The organism is Bacillota bacterium, assembly GCA_013178045.1.
Taxonomy (GTDB): domain Bacteria; phylum Bacillota; class Ch66; order Ch66; family Ch66; genus Ch66.
Genome location: JABLXP010000005.1, coordinates 97,658 through 114,743, shown reverse-complemented (window position 1 = coordinate 114,743; position 17,086 = coordinate 97,658). Strand labels below are relative to the sequence as shown.

At 51.3% G+C, this 17,086-nt stretch carries 16 protein-coding genes and 5 tRNA genes; 20 read left to right on the top strand and 1 reads right to left on the bottom strand.

Annotated features, from left to right (window positions below):
* Positions 1-29: 29 nt before the first annotated feature.
* Entirely contained in the window at positions 30-260 is a 231-nt protein-coding gene (locus tag HPY81_04755) for a 30S ribosomal protein S18 (protein NPV26766.1), read from the top strand.
* 85 nt (positions 261-345) lie between these two features.
* Here HPY81_04755 and HPY81_04750 read toward each other — a convergent pair whose 3' ends face one another.
* Positions 346-972, bottom strand: a complete 627-nt coding sequence (locus tag HPY81_04750; protein NPV26765.1) for a DedA family protein — start codon at positions 970-972, stop codon at positions 346-348.
* 194 nt (positions 973-1,166) lie between these two features.
* Between HPY81_04750 and HPY81_04745 the strand changes: the two genes are divergently transcribed.
* From HPY81_04745 to HPY81_04655, 19 genes are all read left to right on the top strand, one after another.
* The gene (locus tag HPY81_04745; GenBank protein ID NPV26764.1) at positions 1,167-1,487 is read left to right on the top strand and encodes a hypothetical protein; all 321 of its coding nucleotides are present in this window, start codon (positions 1,167-1,169) and stop codon (positions 1,485-1,487) included.
* A gap of 5 nt (positions 1,488-1,492) precedes the next feature.
* A complete protein-coding gene (locus HPY81_04740) occupies positions 1,493-2,467 on the top strand; it encodes a YybS family protein (protein ID NPV26763.1) in 975 nt (324 codons plus the stop codon).
* Between the two features lie 26 nt (positions 2,468-2,493).
* Positions 2,494-4,485, top strand: a complete 1,992-nt coding sequence (locus HPY81_04735; protein NPV26762.1) for a hypothetical protein — start codon at positions 2,494-2,496, stop codon at positions 4,483-4,485.
* On the top strand, positions 4,482-4,928 hold the full coding sequence (locus HPY81_04730) for a 50S ribosomal protein L9 (GenBank protein NPV26761.1): 447 nt from the start codon (positions 4,482-4,484) through the stop codon (positions 4,926-4,928). The genes HPY81_04735 and HPY81_04730 overlap by 4 nt, the downstream gene beginning before the upstream one ends.
* An 81-nt stretch (positions 4,929-5,009) precedes the next feature.
* The gene (gene lonC, locus HPY81_04725; GenBank protein NPV26760.1) at positions 5,010-6,977 is read left to right on the top strand and encodes an ATP-dependent protease, Lon family; all 1,968 of its coding nucleotides are present in this window, start codon (positions 5,010-5,012) and stop codon (positions 6,975-6,977) included.
* Positions 6,978-7,000: 23 nt separating this feature from the next.
* Positions 7,001-8,335 carry a replicative DNA helicase gene (gene dnaB / locus HPY81_04720; GenBank protein NPV26759.1) on the top strand — a complete coding sequence of 445 codons (1,335 nt, stop codon included), beginning with the start codon at positions 7,001-7,003 and terminating at the stop codon, positions 8,333-8,335.
* Between the two features lie 209 nt (positions 8,336-8,544).
* Complete coding sequence (locus HPY81_04715) at positions 8,545-9,828, top strand: adenylosuccinate synthase (protein ID NPV26758.1); 1,284 nt, start codon at positions 8,545-8,547, stop codon at positions 9,826-9,828.
* 92 nt (positions 9,829-9,920) lie between these two features.
* Positions 9,921-9,996, top strand: a tRNA-Lys gene (locus HPY81_04710).
* A 19-nt stretch (positions 9,997-10,015) separates the two neighbouring features.
* A tRNA-Glu gene (locus HPY81_04705) sits at positions 10,016-10,090 on the top strand.
* A 1-nt stretch (position 10,091) separates the two neighbouring features.
* Positions 10,092-10,167 (top strand) — tRNA-Val (locus HPY81_04700).
* A 19-nt stretch (positions 10,168-10,186) separates the two neighbouring features.
* A tRNA-Asp gene (locus HPY81_04695) sits at positions 10,187-10,263 on the top strand.
* 81 nt (positions 10,264-10,344) lie between these two features.
* A tRNA-Gly gene (locus tag HPY81_04690) sits at positions 10,345-10,419 on the top strand.
* A gap of 189 nt (positions 10,420-10,608) precedes the next feature.
* Positions 10,609-10,854 carry a hypothetical protein gene (locus HPY81_04685; protein ID NPV26757.1) on the top strand — a complete coding sequence of 82 codons (246 nt, stop codon included), beginning with the start codon at positions 10,609-10,611 and terminating at the stop codon, positions 10,852-10,854.
* A 40-nt stretch (positions 10,855-10,894) separates the two neighbouring features.
* Complete coding sequence (gene scfA / locus HPY81_04680) at positions 10,895-11,050, top strand: six-cysteine peptide SCIFF (GenBank protein ID NPV26756.1); 156 nt, start codon at positions 10,895-10,897, stop codon at positions 11,048-11,050.
* Positions 11,051-11,135: 85 nt separating this feature from the next.
* The gene (gene scfB, locus HPY81_04675; protein NPV26755.1) at positions 11,136-12,524 is read left to right on the top strand and encodes a thioether cross-link-forming SCIFF peptide maturase; all 1,389 of its coding nucleotides are present in this window, start codon (positions 11,136-11,138) and stop codon (positions 12,522-12,524) included.
* A 138-nt stretch (positions 12,525-12,662) separates the two neighbouring features.
* Entirely contained in the window at positions 12,663-14,111 is a 1,449-nt protein-coding gene (locus HPY81_04670) for a peptidoglycan DD-metalloendopeptidase family protein (protein NPV26754.1), read from the top strand.
* Positions 14,112-14,285: 174 nt separating this feature from the next.
* On the top strand, positions 14,286-15,206 hold the full coding sequence (gene trxB, locus HPY81_04665) for a thioredoxin-disulfide reductase (GenBank protein NPV26753.1): 921 nt from the start codon (positions 14,286-14,288) through the stop codon (positions 15,204-15,206).
* Positions 15,207-15,402: 196 nt separating this feature from the next.
* Positions 15,403-16,281: a hypothetical protein gene (locus HPY81_04660; GenBank protein ID NPV26752.1), complete on the top strand. Its 879-nt coding sequence runs from the start codon at positions 15,403-15,405 to the stop codon at positions 16,279-16,281.
* Positions 16,282-16,398: 117 nt separating this feature from the next.
* A complete protein-coding gene (locus HPY81_04655) occupies positions 16,399-16,941 on the top strand; it encodes a BON domain-containing protein (protein NPV26751.1) in 543 nt (180 codons plus the stop codon).
* Positions 16,942-17,086 lie beyond the last annotated feature (145 nt).

The following is a 17,086-nucleotide window of genomic DNA, read 5'->3' as shown; positions in this document are numbered from 1 at the left end:
CCTGGAATGGTGTAAGGAGGTAAAACCTGATGCGACGTGAACGTGGGCGGAGGCCACGCAAGCGCGTGTGCAGCTTTTGTATAGAAAAAGTGGAACACGTCGATTATAAAGAAGTGAATAAACTCCGCAAGTACATAACTGAGCGGGGTAAAATCCTGCCGCGGCGGATTTCCGGCAATTGCGCTAAGCACCAACGGCAGGTGACGACTGCCATCAAACAGGCGCGCAATATCGCCCTGCTGCCGTTTACGGCCGAATAACCAGAAAAAATCAAGAGTATAACAGGGGAGCAAACCGTTTGCTCCCCTGTTATTTTAACCGGGATTGTATAGCAGTGTTTGTTGTCTAATTATCTTGAGTTTCCTGCTCATCTCGTGTAACTTGTTTTGGCTGTTTTCGTAGAGCGTTGAACGTAACAATACAAAAGATGCCAGCCATAATCAAGAGGGCAATGTAGCGGCGAACCAGTAGTGTGATTGCTGTCCAGTCCTGCCCGAGCAGGGTGCCCAAAGTAATAAACGTGGTAACCCAAAGCAGCCCACCGAAATAGGCATAAAAACTAAATTTCTGGAATGGCATCTCGGTCATGCCGGCAAAGTAAGCTGTCAGCTGGCGGATACCCGGGAAGAAATAACCGATCGGTAAAGCAAAACGGCCGTATCGTTCAAACCAGTTGTGCATAGTCCCGAGCTTCTGGGGAGTGACGCGGATAAATTTCCCGTACCGCTCAATCAAAGGCAGACCAAGGTAGCGGCCCAGGCTGTAGGTAACTGTTACTCCGAGGATACTGCCCAAAAAAGAGGACAAGAGGGTGTAGGAGTAGGTGAGCTTCCCCTGAGAGATGAGGTAACCGGCCAGGGTCATCAGGCACTCGTCGGGGATGGGCAGCCCAAAAACTCCCAGGGCGAGCAACCCGAATAAACCGCTGTAGCCGTGGTCCAGAACAAACTGAAGAAGCTTTTCTGAATGCATCTAGCTACCATTCCAGTCTAGGTGAATTTGCTATGCTTATTATACCCAGTGGATCTAGTGGTGGTAAAGGAATTATCTGCTTGTTACGGAAAGAAAAATGAGGGTGCCAAGTGTTCTCAAAGGCAGGAAAACCCTATTTTTTTGCCGAATAGTCCTTAAGACTGTTTGCCGAAGGGGCCAAGGGGGGAAACACCGTGGAGCCATCGCCGCGAGAATTCAATATCACCAGAAATATCAGAGTGATTGAATGGTTGAAAGCAGAACTGGTTGAGGCCGTGGCTGCTCTCTTTAAGGGCATGCTTAAGGGTAGCGAAGAAGCGATCGTAGACGGCCTGGCGAGCATCCTGATTACGGCTTACATATTAGGGAGACGAGTCGGGATCAGCTTCAGCCGTCTTGATTTAATGATTCAGACCAAGCTTAAATTAAGTATACATGAGGCCCACGAAGTAGAGAAATGGTACGGAGACCTTTCGGCATTGTATGAATACCTTGTCAATAATAAGAAGAGGTGACGGGTTTGAATTCAAGGTCAACGACACGACCACTGGTGGAAGGGGCCTTTTTGGCGGCCCTGGCGGCATTGCTGGCCCTGGTGGGGATTTATCTTCCATTATTGTCGGGTTTGGTTGATCTCATCTGGACGATCCCACTGATCGTGCTGGTGGTGCGCCAGGATTTACGGTTGGGCATCCTATCACTGCTGGTCAGCGGTTTGCTGATCTTAATGTTTTCCGATCCTCTCCGGGCTATATTTTTGCTGCTCCAGTTTGGCGCGGTCGGGTTGTTTTACGGGGTTGCCTTTAAGCGGCGGCTGATGCCGGGGCTGGCCCTGCTGGTCGGCGTAGCCATCGCCATTGTTTCGATGGCTGCGGTTATGTGGATCGGATTTTTGATGACAGGCTTGAGTTGGACCGACATTCAGCAACAAATTCAGGCCAATGTTAACCCAACGATTGAGTTTTATCGGCGCCTGGGGCTGCTCCAGGTGTATGCCAACCAGGGCATTTCCGAAGAGATGCTTCGCCAAATGACGGTACAAATGGTCAATCTTTTGTTGCGCCTGCTCCCTGGCATGTTGATTACCGGTGCGGCGATGGCGGCGGTGGTGAACTACTTCGCGGCTTACGCGGTGCTGAAACGGGTCCGCATTCCCGTGGCCAAAGTAGCTTCTTTCCGCGAATGGCAACTGCCCTGGTACCTGACCTGGGGAGTCATCCTGGGCTTCGCGGCCTGGTTAGGTGGAGATTACCTGAAAGCCACCTGGTTGGTAACGATTGGGCAGAATATCCTGGTGATATATGCCCCGTTTCTCCTGGTTTTCGGCTTGTCGGTGGTAACTTATTACTACCAGACCAGCCGCATACCCAAACTGGCCAAGTATGGTTTGCTGATCGTAGCGGTTCTGTATCTACGGGTCACGGTAATGATGCTTATTTTCTTGGGGCTGTTTGACCCCTTGTTTGACTATCGAAAGTTAAGGCGTCAGTCGTAGGCAGATAGAAAGGAGATCCAATAAGCGTGCCACGGAAAGATGGGATGGGACGAAAACTGTCAGCCCTGCCGCTGCTCTGTCTGGTGCTAGCCCACTTACTGGTGATTGGCGTCCTGGGATATTATTCCTGGCGCTGGGCGGCAGTGACTAGCTTTGTCTTTCTGCTCGAGGCGATCTTTTGGTGGCATGAGCGCCGCGGCCGGACTGCCGAATTTCTTGAACGAATAAGTGCCCTGGAAACGAAAGTCAATGTTTTAACCGAGGAAATAATTCAACAAGTGCCGATTGGGACGGCGATCATTGATTCCAATGGATTAATTGTCTGGCATAACGATGAGTTTGGTCGCATCCTGGACCAGGCCGGCCCATTGCGGGGGCGGATCGGGCAGTACCTGCCCCAATTGCGTTTTCGTAAGACTAACTTGTATCAGGAGTTAAGCAGTTCCCAGATCGCCATCCGGGATAAAATTTACCGGGCGACGCTGGGCCGGCTTGGCCAGAAGGAATGGGGCCGACGGATCATCTACCTGGAAGATGTAACTGAACAGGTTCTGGCCGCCCAGCGTTATCTGGACGAGCGCCCGATCATCGGCTTTCTGCAGTTGGACAATCTGGCAGAGGTTTTGGCGAACCTCGAAGAAGATCAAAAACCCGTCCTGATCGCGGCGGTTGACCGGCTGCTCTCCGAATGGACGCTCCAGTTGGAGGGCTACCTGCGCAAGTTCGCGGAAGACCGCTACTTGGTGATCATGAGTGCCCAATCACTGCGGGACTGTCAGAAAAACCGTTTTGAAATCCTCGACCGTCTGCGCGAGATCAACCTGGGTAACAAGATGCCAGTGACCTTAAGTATTGGTCTGGGGGCCGGGGAAGAAACAGCGGTTGATCTAGCGCGCCTGGCACAATCAGCCTTGGATATCGCTCTTGGACGGGGAGGCGATCAGGTGGTGATCAAGACCCCGGAGCGGGTCTGGTTTTACGGTGGTCGGTCACGGGGTGTCGAAAAGCGCACTAAAGTCAAGGCCAGAGTAATCGCTTTTGCCCTGCGCGACCTGATCCGCGAGGCGGGCAATGTGGTGATCATGGGGCACGAAGGGGCTGATTTGGATGAGCTGGGGGCAGCTCTGGGCCTGGCAAAAGTGGTGAGTGCCTTTGAACGCCCGGTCCACATCGTACTGGATAATTTAAATGCTCTGGAGAAAATGGTTGATCTGATCAATAAAAACGAAAACTACCGCGGGGTTTTAATCAGCGGTAATGAGGGATTACGTGTCACCAAACCCGATACCCTGCTGATTGTCGTGGACACCCACCGCCCGACCCTGCTGATTGAACCCCGGCTGCTTGAACTGGCGGGAAGCATTGTGGTCATCGACCACCACCGGCGGTCGGAGGAATTTATTGATACAGCCAGTCTGGTTTACCTGGAGCCCTATGCCTCTTCAACCAGCGAACTGGTAGCCGAACTCCTGCAGTACCTGGGGGAAGAGGTAGAGATTACGAAACTGGAGGCCACCGGGCTCCTGGCGGGGATTATTATGGACACCAAGAATTTTACTGCCCACACCGGGGCCAGGACCTTTGAAGCGGCTTCTTTCTTGCGCCGTGCCGGGGCGGACCCGACTGTTATCCAGGAGTTTATGCGGGATGATTTGGACGCGGTGGTCCGGCGAGCGGAAATTATTAAGAATACAGAGCTTGTCTTTGATGGCATTGCCGTCAGTACCTATGATGAACTCATTCCCCAGCCCCAGTTGACGGCGGCGCAGGCGGCCGACGCCCTGTTAAATGTTGATGGGGTTAAGGCCTCGTTTGTCATTTGTCGAACATCTGATGGAGTGGCCATCAGCGCTCGCTCACAGGGGGAGATCAACGTTCAGCTCTTAATGGAGAAACTGGGTGGTGGTGGGCACTTGAACGTGGCGGCGGCTCAATTATCCAGGGTTGACCCGGCTGAGGCCCGGGTTCGCCTCATGCGGATCTTGCAAGAGAATTTTAAGGAGGGGGAAAAGCCGTGAAAGTTATTCTGAAGCAAGACGTCAAGAACATCGGCCGTAAAGGCGACGTGGTAGAAGTAGCGGAAGGTTATGCCCGTAACTTTTTACTGCCCCGGCGGCTGGCGGTTGAGGCTACGGCGGGAAGAGTGAAGGACCTGGAGGTGCAAAAGCAAATCGCTGCTTCCAAAAAGGAAAAAGAATTACAGGAAGCCAAAGCCCTGGCGGCAAAACTGGAAGGGCGTCTGGTCCGTTTCCGCACCAAGACGGGTGAATCGGGCAAACTGTTTGGTTCAGTGACCACCAAGGAAATTGCCGAAACCTTGGTTAAGGATTTTGGATTGAATATAGATAAACGGAAACTGGAACTGCAAGGCCCGATTAAGGTTGTTGGTACATACCAGGTTGTGGCCAGGCTTTACCCGGGAGTTCAGAGCACTTTTAAAGTAGAAGTTCTTCCCGAGTAAGATGTTTGTTCCCCTTGCGCTCCGCAGGAACCAAAATCAGATTCAGTAGTACACTCTGAGGATAGAAAGGGGTACTAAAAAGTGAAGGGCTTTATTGATAAACTCCTGAGTCAAAAGAGCGTTCTTGCCGATAAACTTACGGAAGAAGAACAACTCAAACGTCAGGTCGGTGCCCTGTACAACCTGCTAGCGAATCTTTATGGATCAGACAAGCTGATTCTAAAGGCCAGCAAGGTGGAGGCCCTGGATTTGATGCGGTCGGGGATCCTGGAAGAACGTGTCCTGGGATTACAGAAACTGGTGTTTGGCGATCCTACAATTGATACTTTGCCCAAGTACGCCCAACTACCGGGTATTATCAACCAGATTGAAGAGGAACTGGCCGATTTTATTGCCCGGCGTTCGGTCGAAGATAAGATCGAGAAAAAGATCAATGAAAAAATGCAACAGCGGTATGAAGAGTATGTCAAAGACATCAAAATGCAGATCGTCAAAGAACATACTGGGCCAGAGAATGCGCAAACCCTCAAGCGGTTGGCGCGGTTGGAAAAGTTAAACCAGACCAGGTTAACCCAGTCGGCGATTGAGCTTCTGAAGCCCAAGTCGTTAGACGAGATTGTGGGACAGGAACGTGCGGTGCGAGCATTGGTCTCGAAGCTGGCTGCTCCGTTTCCCCAGCACATTCTGCTTTATGGACCACCGGGAGTCGGGAAAACTACCACGGCCCGTCTGGCGTTGGAAGCGGTAAAGCAGTGGGGTGGTTCAGTATTCAGCCCGGATGCTCCGTTTATCGAGGTCGATGGGACCACTCTGCGCTGGGACCCACGAGAAGTAACGAATCCGCTGCTGGGTTCGGTCCACGACCCGATTTACCAGGGGGCACGCCGCGATTTGGCGGAAACTGGCGTACCGGAACCGAAACTCGGGTTGGTTACCGATGCCCATGGCGGGATCCTGTTTATTGATGAAATCGGGGAAATGGATCCCATTCTGCAGAATAAATTATTAAAAGTCCTGGAAGACAAGCGGGTCACCTTCGAATCTTCGTATTACGATCCCCATGACGCCAATATTCCGCAGTATATCAAGAAAATATTTGAAGAAGGGGCGCCGGCAGATTTTGTCCTGATCGGGGCGACCACCCGGGACGCTGCGGAGATTAATCCAGCGATTCGTTCTCGTTGTGCGGAAATATATTTTGAGCCTCTCACCCCACCCCACATCCAGGAGATTGTGCGAAACGCTGCGCAGAAATTAGGGATCCGGTTGGAGCCGGGCGTTGCCGAGATCATCAGTGAGTACACGATCGAGGGACGGAAAGCCAATAACATCCTGGCTGATGCTTATGGTCTGGTCTTATACGAAAAAAAGAAAAGTGCGAAGGAGCGACCGACGGGCCAGGGAACGGAGGAGCCGGTTATTATAACCAAACAGCACATCTACGAAGTTCTCCAGATCTCCCGCCTGTCTCCCTTTGTCACCAGCAAGGCGACCACGAATGCAGAAGTTGGGAAGATCTTTGGTCTGGGAGTAGCCGGTTATGTGGGTTCAGTCCTGGAAATTGAGGCGGTAGCCTTCCCCGCCAGGGAGAGGGGAAAAGGATACGTACGGTTTAATGACACTGCGGGTAGCATGGCCAAAGATTCGGTCTTCAATGCCACTTCGGTACTGCGCAAACTGACGGGGGAGGATCTGGGTAATTACGATATTCACGTCAACGTGGTCGGCGGGGGGCGGATCGATGGCCCTTCGGCGGGAATGGCCATCACGTTAGCGATCATGAGTGCGGTCAAGAACCTCCCGATTTTGCAGAACGTGGCGGTAACGGGTGAGATTTCGATTCAGGGTCGGGTTAAACCCGTGGGTGGAGTTTTCGAAAAAATCTATGGGGCAAAACAGGCGGGGGTAAGCACCGTTCTGGTACCCAGGGAAAACCTGAAGGATGTTCCAGTTGGGCTGAAAGGGGTCAAGGTGATCGGTATCGGCAGTATTGAAGAGGCCATGCCTCACGTTTTCTCCTGCCTTCAAGAACAGCCTTTAGTGGGGTAAACTGATTGTAGGAGGGTTCCCTTTTGAGCGTCTCGTTTGACAAAATCCCACCACAAAACCTGGAAGCCGAGCAATCGGTCTTAGGCGCGATGATGCTCGACGCGGACGCGGTCAGCGTTGTCGAAGGCATCCTTCGTCCGGATGATTTCTACCGGGACGCTCACCGCGTTATCTACGAGGTGATCATCAGTCTCCATGAGCGCAACGAACCAATTGATATCATTACTGTCACGGATGAATTGCGACGGCGAAATGCGCTGGATAAAGTAGGCGGAGTGGCTTACATCACTCTGCTGGCTGACAGCGTACCCTCGACGGCCAGTGCGGAGTATTACGCCAAAATTGTGGTTGAGAAGGCACTCTTGCGGGGTCTGATCAGCATCTCTTCGCGGATCAGTTCAAAGAGTTATGAAGGCAATATTGAGGTTACTGATCTCATTGATGAAGCCGAGCGGATGATTGTGGAACTGTCTCAACGCGGCGTGGGGCAGCCTTTCGCGCCGGTGCACGATATTTTGCTGGAAACCTTTGACCGACTGCAGCGGCTGTACGAAAGGAAAAGCAGCATTACCGGGGTACCCACTTATTTTACCGATCTGGATCGACTGCTGGCCGGCCTCCAGCCAAGCGAGCTGATTCTGCTGGCTGCCCGGCCAGGTATGGGCAAGACCAGTTTTGCTCTGAACATTGCCCAGAATGCCGCCATCAGACAGCGGGTGCCGGTGGCCATCTTCAGCCTGGAGATGTCGAAGGAGCAACTGGTGCAGCGGATGCTGTGCGGTGAGGCGATGATCGACCAGAACCGTTTGCGGACAGGTCAGCTTCTGGAGTCTGATTGGACAAAACTGGTCGAAGCGGTTGGACCGCTTTCAGAAGCACCGATATACATTGATGACACCCCGGCCATCAGTGTGGCGGAAATGCGGGCGAAAACCAGACGGCTTAAAGCCGAAAAAGGGCTTGGCCTGGTAGTGGTGGATTATCTGCAATTGATGCAGGGACCCCGCCGGGCAGAGAATCGCCAGCAGGAAATTTCTGAGATTTCGCGTTCGCTAAAAAGTCTGGCTAGAGAGCTGAATGTGCCTATTCTGGCTTTATCCCAGTTAAGCCGGGCGGTGGAACAGACTCAGGAGAAGCGGCCTAATCTGAGCCACCTGCGCGAATCAGGCGCACTGGAACAGGACTCTGACGTGGTAATGTTTATTTATCGGCACGATTATTATTTTCCCGAATCAGAAAAAAAGAATATCGCCGAAATTATCGTCGCCAAGCACCGGCACGGGCCGGTTGGTACGGTTGAACTTGCTTTTTTAAAGGAATACACCAAATTTTTTAATCTGGCCAAGGAGCCAGGTTAATGTTGGCTCCCTTTTTATTGACACTGGTCAGCGGGCCTGGTAAGATAGAGATGGTCGATCCGATCAACATAAAGTAGAGTTGGCCGGAAAAACTATAAATACACGAAGTTGTCCTGGGAGTAAAAATCTGTCCTGACTCAATGGGAAGCCATGCGGTTCTCGGTTGAGTCATTATTTATGTTTGGATCAGCTTAGCGGAGGTGTTACGAGTGCCAGCAGTGGTCTTAATCGGAGCGCAGTGGGGAGATGAGGGTAAGGGTAAGATTACTGATTTCCTGGCGGAACAGGCAGACCTGGTTGTTCGTTATCAGGGCGGTAGTAACGCGGGTCACACCGTCGTGGTTGGTGATCAGGAATTTCGTCTTCACCTGGTTCCTTCCGGCATTTTGTATGCCAAAACAGTTTGTGTGATTGGTAACGGGGTTGTCGTAGACCCGCAGCTTTTAATTGAAGAAATTGATGGATTAGAGGCTAGAGGAGTCAGCGTGCAAAACCTGCTGATCAGCGGCCGGGCGCAAATCTTGATGCCTTACCATAAACGGATTGACGAACTTGAGGAGGAACGCCGCGGAGACTACAAGATTGGCACGACTAAACGGGGGATTGGGCCAGCCTACATGGATAAAATTGGCAGAGTTGGCTTGAGAATGGTTGATTTAATGCATAAGGATGTCTTCGCGTCCAAACTGAAGCGAATCGTGGAAGAAAAAAACCACCTGTTTAAACAGGTATACGGGGTACCGGGATTTGATTATGAGCAACTGCTAGAAGACCATCTGCGTTATGCCGAACGACTCCGTCCCCATGTAACTGATACCTCGGTGGTTATTGACCATGCCATTGTGGCCGGCAAAAAAGTCCTGTTTGAAGGGGCTCAGGGTACCTTGCTGGACATTGACCACGGAACCTATCCGTACGTGACCTCTTCGCATCCAATCGCGGGTGGCGCCTGTGTTGGTGCGGGGGTTGGACCTACCCGTATCAGCCGGGTGGTTGGGGTGGCCAAGGCCTATACCACCCGAGTAGGGGAGGGGCCCTTCCCGACCGAGTTGTTTGATGAGCTGGGCAACCGGATCCGCCAGCGCGGCCGTGAATATGGGACTACAACCGGTCGACCCCGCCGGTGCGGCTGGCTTGATGTAGTCATTCTGCGCTACGCTGCCCGGGTTAACGGGCTTGACCAGATTGCCATCACGAAATTGGACGTCCTTGATGACCTGCCGCACATCAAAATTTGTACGGGTTACCGGTACAACGGCGAAGTCTTGCGCGAACTGCCGGAGAGCCTGGAGGCCCTGGCCGGTTGTGAACCTATTTATGAGACCCTGGAAGGGTGGCAGCAGGACATTACCGGGGTGACCCGGTTCGAAGATCTGCCGGTAAATGCCCAGAGGTACCTGCGGCGAATTGAGGAATTGACCGGAACGCCGATTAGTCTGGTGGCGGTGGGACCCAAACGTGACCAGACGATCGTCCGGGGTGAGGTATACTAAAGTGTTGGCGAACCCATGGAAAATGGGAAAAAGAGGTTATTGACAAGCGCTTTCCCATCATGTAATATATATCACTGTGAGACACATTTTGTGGGCCATTAGCTCAGTCGGTAGAGCACCTGACTTTTAATCAGGGTGTCGGTGGTTCGAGTCCACCATGGCTCACCATCTTTATCTAATAATATCTGGCCCGTTGGTCAAGTGGTTAAGACACCGGCCTTTCACGCCGGCAACAGGGGTTCGAATCCCCTACGGGTCACCATGGGCGATTAGCTCAGTCGGTAGAGCGCATGCCTCACATGCATGAGGTCGGCGGTTCGATCCCGTCATCGCCCACCAGGAGGAATTTTAGTTTTACGGAGCTGTGGTGTAGTGGCCTAACATGCCTGCCTGTCACGCAGGAGATCGCGGGTTCGACTCCCGTCAGCTCCGCCATCTTCTCTTAAATTTTATGGCGGCTCAGTAGCTCAGTTGGTAGAGCAGCGGACTGAAAATCCGTAAATCTGGATAATACGTGCGGAAGTAGCTCAGTGGTAGAGCACCGGCTTCCCAAGCCGGGTGTCGCGGGTTCGAATCCCGTTTTCCGCTCCACAATGAAAACACTTCTTTCCTGAAGTTCAGGTTAAGAAGTGTTTTTGTCTTACCTTAAACCAGCTGGCCAGGCAGGAGGTGCTCTCTTTTTTTCTTGGTTAGAAACGCTTGCCCTGTTATCTAAACCCTGGTACAATTAAAAAGCGCCCTATTCACTCCCTATTCACTTTTATAAAAGGAGCTAACGCCATGGTCGGTTTGGAGAAAGCCTTAACCTATTTGGCCTTGATCGTCATCGCTTGGCTGGGCGGGCGGCTGGCAGCTAGACGGATACCCCCCGAACGACGGCGCGGGTTTGGGCTCATGGTAATTCTTTTGGTCATCATCCCCTTAGTCATTTTGAATGCTAATCTAGAAATATTTCCACGTGGAACAACCAGATTGGCGCTGATGCTGCTTAGTATCGGGTGGATTGTCGGGGTCTCTAAAGTATGATATAATACTATCTGCAATTCTAAGAGGAGGTTTGTGCGTGATGGAAAAGAAAACTGTCCACATTCAACCCGTAGTTAAGTTCTCGTTAACCGAAACCAGTAAATCCGGCGGTTGCGGTGAGTGTCAAACTTCCTGCCAATCAGCCTGCAAGACTTCTTGCACGGTCGGTAACCAGGTCTGCCAGAACCGAAACTAATGCCTTTCGAGCATATCCTCTTTTTAGACGCGGGTTCATTCGTAGTCTCCTGGTCTAAGGGGATTATTTTTTTGCGGAGGTAAGTATGCTCCAAATAGAAGGTTATGACTTCAACAGCGGCATCCATAAGTTCCAGTTCAACGACTACCGTATCCTGCTGGATGTTAACAGCGGCTCAGTGCACTTGATTGATGAAATCACCTGGGATCTCCTTGATGCCCTGGAACAGACCAGGGGCAATTGGCTACAGGCCAGACAAGCGCTTGAAAAGAAGTATTCGGTTGGAGAAATCGAGGAAGTGGGAGCGGAGCTCCAGCAATTGAAAAACGAAAGGGTCTTATTTAGCTTTGATGATGTTCCTGAGCGGATAAACCACGATGAGCCGGTGGTTAAATCGCTCTGCCTCAACGTAGCGCACGATTGCAATCTTCGTTGTGCATATTGCTTTGGGACGACCGGGAACTTTGGTGGCCCGCGGGGATTAATGCCGCTCGAAGTTGGGCAGGCGGCTGTTGATTTTTTAATTGCCCACTCCAAGGCCCGCCGGCACTGCGAAATTGATTTCTTCGGCGGTGAACCTTTGCTCAACATGGCCGTAGTCAAGGAGATCATCGCCTATGCCCGGCAGCGCGGACGAGAGACAAACAAGGAGTTCAGGTTCACCCTCACGACCAATGGGACGCTGTTAAACAGTGAAAACCAACAGTATCTTAATGATGAGCAGGTCAGTGTCGTGCTTAGTTTAGATGGACGAAAGGCTGTTCACGATCGACTGCGCGTCAAAGCAAATGGTAGTGGGACATATCAGGAGCTGTTGCCACTGCTCCTTGAATTTGTCGCCTCGCGCGGCTACCAGAACTACTATATCCGTGGGACTTACACCCGATATAACCTGGACTTCGCCGAAGACGTCAAGCACTTGGTCGGGCTGGGTTTTGATCAGATCTCACTGGAACCGGTGGTGGCCCCTGCGGGTACCAATTACGGGCTGCGGCTGGATGATCTGCCCCGGCTATTTGCCGAGTATACGGAGTTAACCCGTTATTACGAGGAAACACGAAAACAAGGCCGACCATTTACCTTTTTCCACTTTAATCTCGATCTCGAACGTGGGCCATGCCTGCCCAAACGTCTGTCAGGTTGTGGGGCCGGCCATGAATACCTGGCAATTACTCCAACGGGAGACATCTATCCCTGCCACCAGTTCATCGGCCGAGAAGGGTATAAAATGGGCAACCTGCTGGAGGGGGGACTGGTGAGAACAGATCTGGTGGCCATTTTCCGCGGGGCAGATATTTACCGAAAGCCGGCTTGCCGGCAGTGCTGGGCGCGGTTCTACTGCAGCGGTGGCTGTCATGCCAATGCGGTGGCGTTTAACGATAACATTTTTACCCCTTATCAACTGGGATGTGCGTTGACAAAAAAACGTTTAGAGTGCGCTATCTATCTCCAAGTACTACATCGCCTGGTTTAGGCGATTTTCTTTCTAATATCAACGTCTAGATCCATTGGGTTCGTTCGCACTCTGACTTAGGGGTTTACGACCAGGTTTTTCTATGTTATAATAAGTGCAGGTTGTGTTTCCAGCTTTTAGTCCGAAAGGATTGAAGTTATGAAGGAACTTAAAGAGAACTTTATTGCTGCTCAGATTAAATTTAACAATGAGGTGGTTAAACCCTGGTTTCGCAAAACCAAGCGCCAACTAAACAAGGTGCGCGATAGATATCCCCGACAATTAATCATTGTGGTAATGCTGGTCATGATTGTGGTTTCTGTTGGTATATATTACCACACTACCAAAAGCGCCCTGGCGGTAATGGTTAATGGTAACGAGGTGGGATTGGTCAGTAGCGAGTCAATAGCCAAACAAGCCATTGAAGAGTTGAAAAACAAAAAGAGTACGGCGCTGGGTGGACAAGTAGTACAGATCGCTGACCAGATTACATACACGCGGACTTATGGACAACGCAAGGAGCTTTTGTCTAAAGGAGAACTCGAAAAGCTTCTGGAGAAGCAACTGCGGCTGGTTACTACCGGGGCGGTAGTGTTGATCAATGGAGAAAAACGTCTGGCGGTAGCTAATCCAACAGTTGGGGAACAGGTTTTAAACCGGGTCAAAGAGTATTACGCCAGCCAAATAGAAGGACAGGAACAGCTCCTGGCCGTTACCATCGAAGATAAGGTGGAGTTTAAAGAAGAGACTTTAGCCGTTAACGACATTCTCAGTCCGGAGCAGGCCGTGGATCTTTTGATCAACGGAGCGGACCAGACAGTCAAATACAAAGTAAAAGCGGGTGACTCGCTCTGGTCGATCGCCCGAGCACACGGTCTACTGATAAAAGATCTCCTCGACGCTAATCCGAATTTGACGGAGAAACTGAATATTGATCAGGAAATAAGCGTGGTGAAAGTCCAACCGCTACTCACGGTGGTTACCAGTGTGCGCGGCCAGGGGACAGAAGTGATCCCCTATCAGGTAAAGGTTGAACGGGACCCCAATCAATGGCGAGGCACCGAGACTGTTAAACAAGCGGGGACGGAAGGGAGTAAAGAGGTTACCTACGAACTGGTCAAGCGAAATGGCCAGACGGTTGAACGTAAGATTATCGAGGAGACGATAATCAAAGAACCGGTTGATAAAGTGGTTGTGCGGGGCAGTAAAATAATGGTGGCCTCCCGGGGTGAAGACGGAGGCGGTAAACTTGGCTGGCCTCTGCGGGGAAACATTACATCTCGGTATGGCTTCCGGGGGCGTGAATTCCACCCCGCTATCGATATAGATGGTTCGACCGGCGATCCTATTTTAGCTGCTGAAGGCGGCAAAGTCACGTTTGCTGGCTGGGATGGTGGGTACGGGCGAATGGTGGAAATCAGTCACGGTAACGGTCTGACGACACGTTACGCCCACTGTTCGGCGATCCTGGTCAGAGAAGGTGATGAGGTTTCCCGGGGACAGATTATCGCCAAGGTTGGCAGTACCGGCCGCAGCACCGGTTCCCACTTACATTTTGAGGTTCGAACCTATGGGGTTCCGCGAAATCCGATGAACTACCTGCGGTAGCTGGGGTAGAAGCGATCGCGAAATTTAGCCACCATTCAGTCTGGTGGCTTTTTCTTCGTCTAGGTATACAGTCAATGAAGTCGATTTTCTTGTACCCGGCATGTATCGTGAACCAGCCGGGGAAAATATACCAAGTAAAATATACGAAATAAGATTTTAGGAAGGGTGCGAAATATGGAAATATATGATGTGATTATCATTGGCGGTGGTCCAGCCGGGCTAACGGCTGGACTCTACACCGCACGGGCCAAGCTGAAAACACTTCTTTTTGAGCGCGGATTGCCAGGTGGCCAGGCCAGCACTACCGATCTTATTGAAAACTACCCGGGCTTCCCACAGGGAATTGCCGGACCCGAGTTAATGATGAACTTTCAAGAGCAGGCTATGCGTTTTGGGATGGAGTTAAAGATTGACGAAGTTATTGGTCTGGAAATCGGCGAGCCTAAAAAAGTGAAAACGGTCGGCGGAGTCTTCCAGGCCCGAACGATTATTATTGCCAGCGGAGCTAAGCCGAGGCCGCTAGGCGTACGGGGGGAGCTAGAGTTTTGGGGTCGCGGTGTTTCCTACTGTGCTACCTGTGACGGCGCTTTCTTTAAAAGCCGGAACGTTGTTGTGGTGGGTGGTGGTGATGCGGCGTTAGAAGAAGGGCTCTTTTTAACCAAGTATGCCAATCGGGTAACGCTGGTACACCGACGTGACCAATTCCGGGCGGCCAGGATTATTCAGGAGCGGGTCTTCAACAACCCGAAAATTGATATCCGTTGGGATACCGTGGTGGAAGAGATTAAAGGTGGAGATAAGGTGGAGAAGGTTGTTCTCCGCCATGTCAAGACAAACCAAAAAGAAGATTTTGTGACCGATGGGGTGTTTGTTTTTATTGGGGTCGATCCTAACAGCGATTTTTTAAAGGATATCGTTACCCTAACCCCAGAAGGTTACGTTATTACGAACCAAAATTTAGAAACCAACGTGCCTGGACTATTTGCGGCTGGTGATGTCAGGAACAAAATTCTCCGTCAGGTGTCGACCGCGGTAGGGGACGGGGCTCTAGCGGCGGTATCGGCAGAAAGGTATCTGGCCAGTTTGGGGATTTAATCTGTTCCTTCTGCAACCATAAGGGGAAGAAGTCAGTAATTTGTCTAGAAACTTTACGACACCAATGAAATAGTCGCGGACCCCAAGAGAATTGGTTTCCTGTAATTCCCAGACCCCGCGATCAGGCTGATATAGTATAATGTGGACAAGGAGGAGCCTGAAGGGAGCGATCCCAACGGGGGAGGGGGTTATAGAGGTGAATGCCCAAAGGGTGGTGGGCAAAGCCAGATTGTTGTTCAATCTGGGGCTGGCGTGTTTTTTGGTCCTCGGGACCGTGTTCTGGCGTTATCCGGGTTTGGCCCGACAGGCCTTCTACACGGTCTTTCGCGAGTACGTGAAAACTAGTTTAAATTTACAGACCCAGGATTACCAGCTGGCTGAGAGTGAGCACTTTCAAGTAAAATATCAGTTTCAGGATGCGAACGTGATTCCCCTTGTCCTGGAAACGGCTGAGCAAATCTATCAACCGATAAATGAAAGGCTGAGTTTTCACCCGCCAGGTAAGATTCCAATTATCGTTTACCCGAATATGGTGGCCCTGGGGAAAAGTTTCGGCTGCAAAGCCGACCAGCGCGCGATGGGTGTATACTGGATGGGGACAATCCGTTTGCTGTCGCCTAACTCCTGGCTTGGGGAAAGTGAACCAGACCAGATGAAGCGTGTTTTTCAGCAGATTGGACCCATGGCCCACGAGTACACACATCTAGTAGTTGATTATATTACCAAAGGCAATTATCCCCGCTGGCTCACCGAGGGGATTGCCCAGTACGAGGAGCGCCAACTAACGGGTTTTGCTTTCGACCCGCCATCACAGCTCGACCCGAGTCAGCTCTATACGTTAAACCAATTGGACCGTACGTTTGATGTCATGCCTGACCAGACCCTGGCCTATTGGGAATCGCTGGCCGCAGTTGACTTTATCGTCAGTACCTATGGAAAAGACAAGCTGATGGTAATTTTGGACCAGCTTGGCCAGGGTCGAAGCATAAATACAGTGATGAAGCAAGTATTGGGCTGTAACTTGACCGGTTTTGAAAGCCAGTTTCGCGTTTGGTTAAAACACAACTTAAATTAAATCTATAACCTGGTAAGCTCACCAGGTTGTTTTTTGGGTAAAATCATGCGGCTTGGGCAAAATATACGAAAAGCCTGATTAAAGGATACACGCAACGGCAAGGGGGTTTAGAAAACTATGCACGACCAGGAACGGAAACTGAAGGCAGCAGTTGAAAGAGCCATTATAAATAGTTTGCAGCACAGTGGCGAGGGCATCCATGTCGACGTGCAAGGGGGATTGGTTAGACTGTCGGGGGTGGTTGATGTTCTGGCGGAGAAAAGGAAGGTGGAGGAAGTTGTTAAACAGGTGGCCGGCGTAACTGCAGTCGATAACAGTCTGACCGTCAGTTGGGATAATCCCGGGAGCGATCGGGACCTGCAGCAAGCGGTTCAGGAACGTCTGGAAGCAGTAGCCCTCAATTTACATGAGATTGAGGTCAGGGTTGAGGACGGAGTAGTTTACTTATATGGTCATGTGGAATCAGCGGCAGAGGAAGCGCTGGCCATCCAACAAAGCGAGCAGGTGCCAGGAGTCAAAGCGGTTTTTAGCCAGTTGGCGGCCGGTGGTGGGGAAGACGAGGTCACGATCACCAATGCGGTTGAACTTGCCTTATCCAGAACAGATACGGTCCCGGCCCATGATGTTCGTACTCAGATTGAACACCAGCCCGGAAAATGATTGAGAGACAAATATACAGCGTGCTGTCTAGAAACAACACGCTTTAACGTGCTAGCCAGTAATTCCCAAGGCGAAAAGCAGGATTTTGCTGGTTTTGCGGCAGGAATATTCACCCCGTCCTAGAATATAAATTATGTCGTATTAT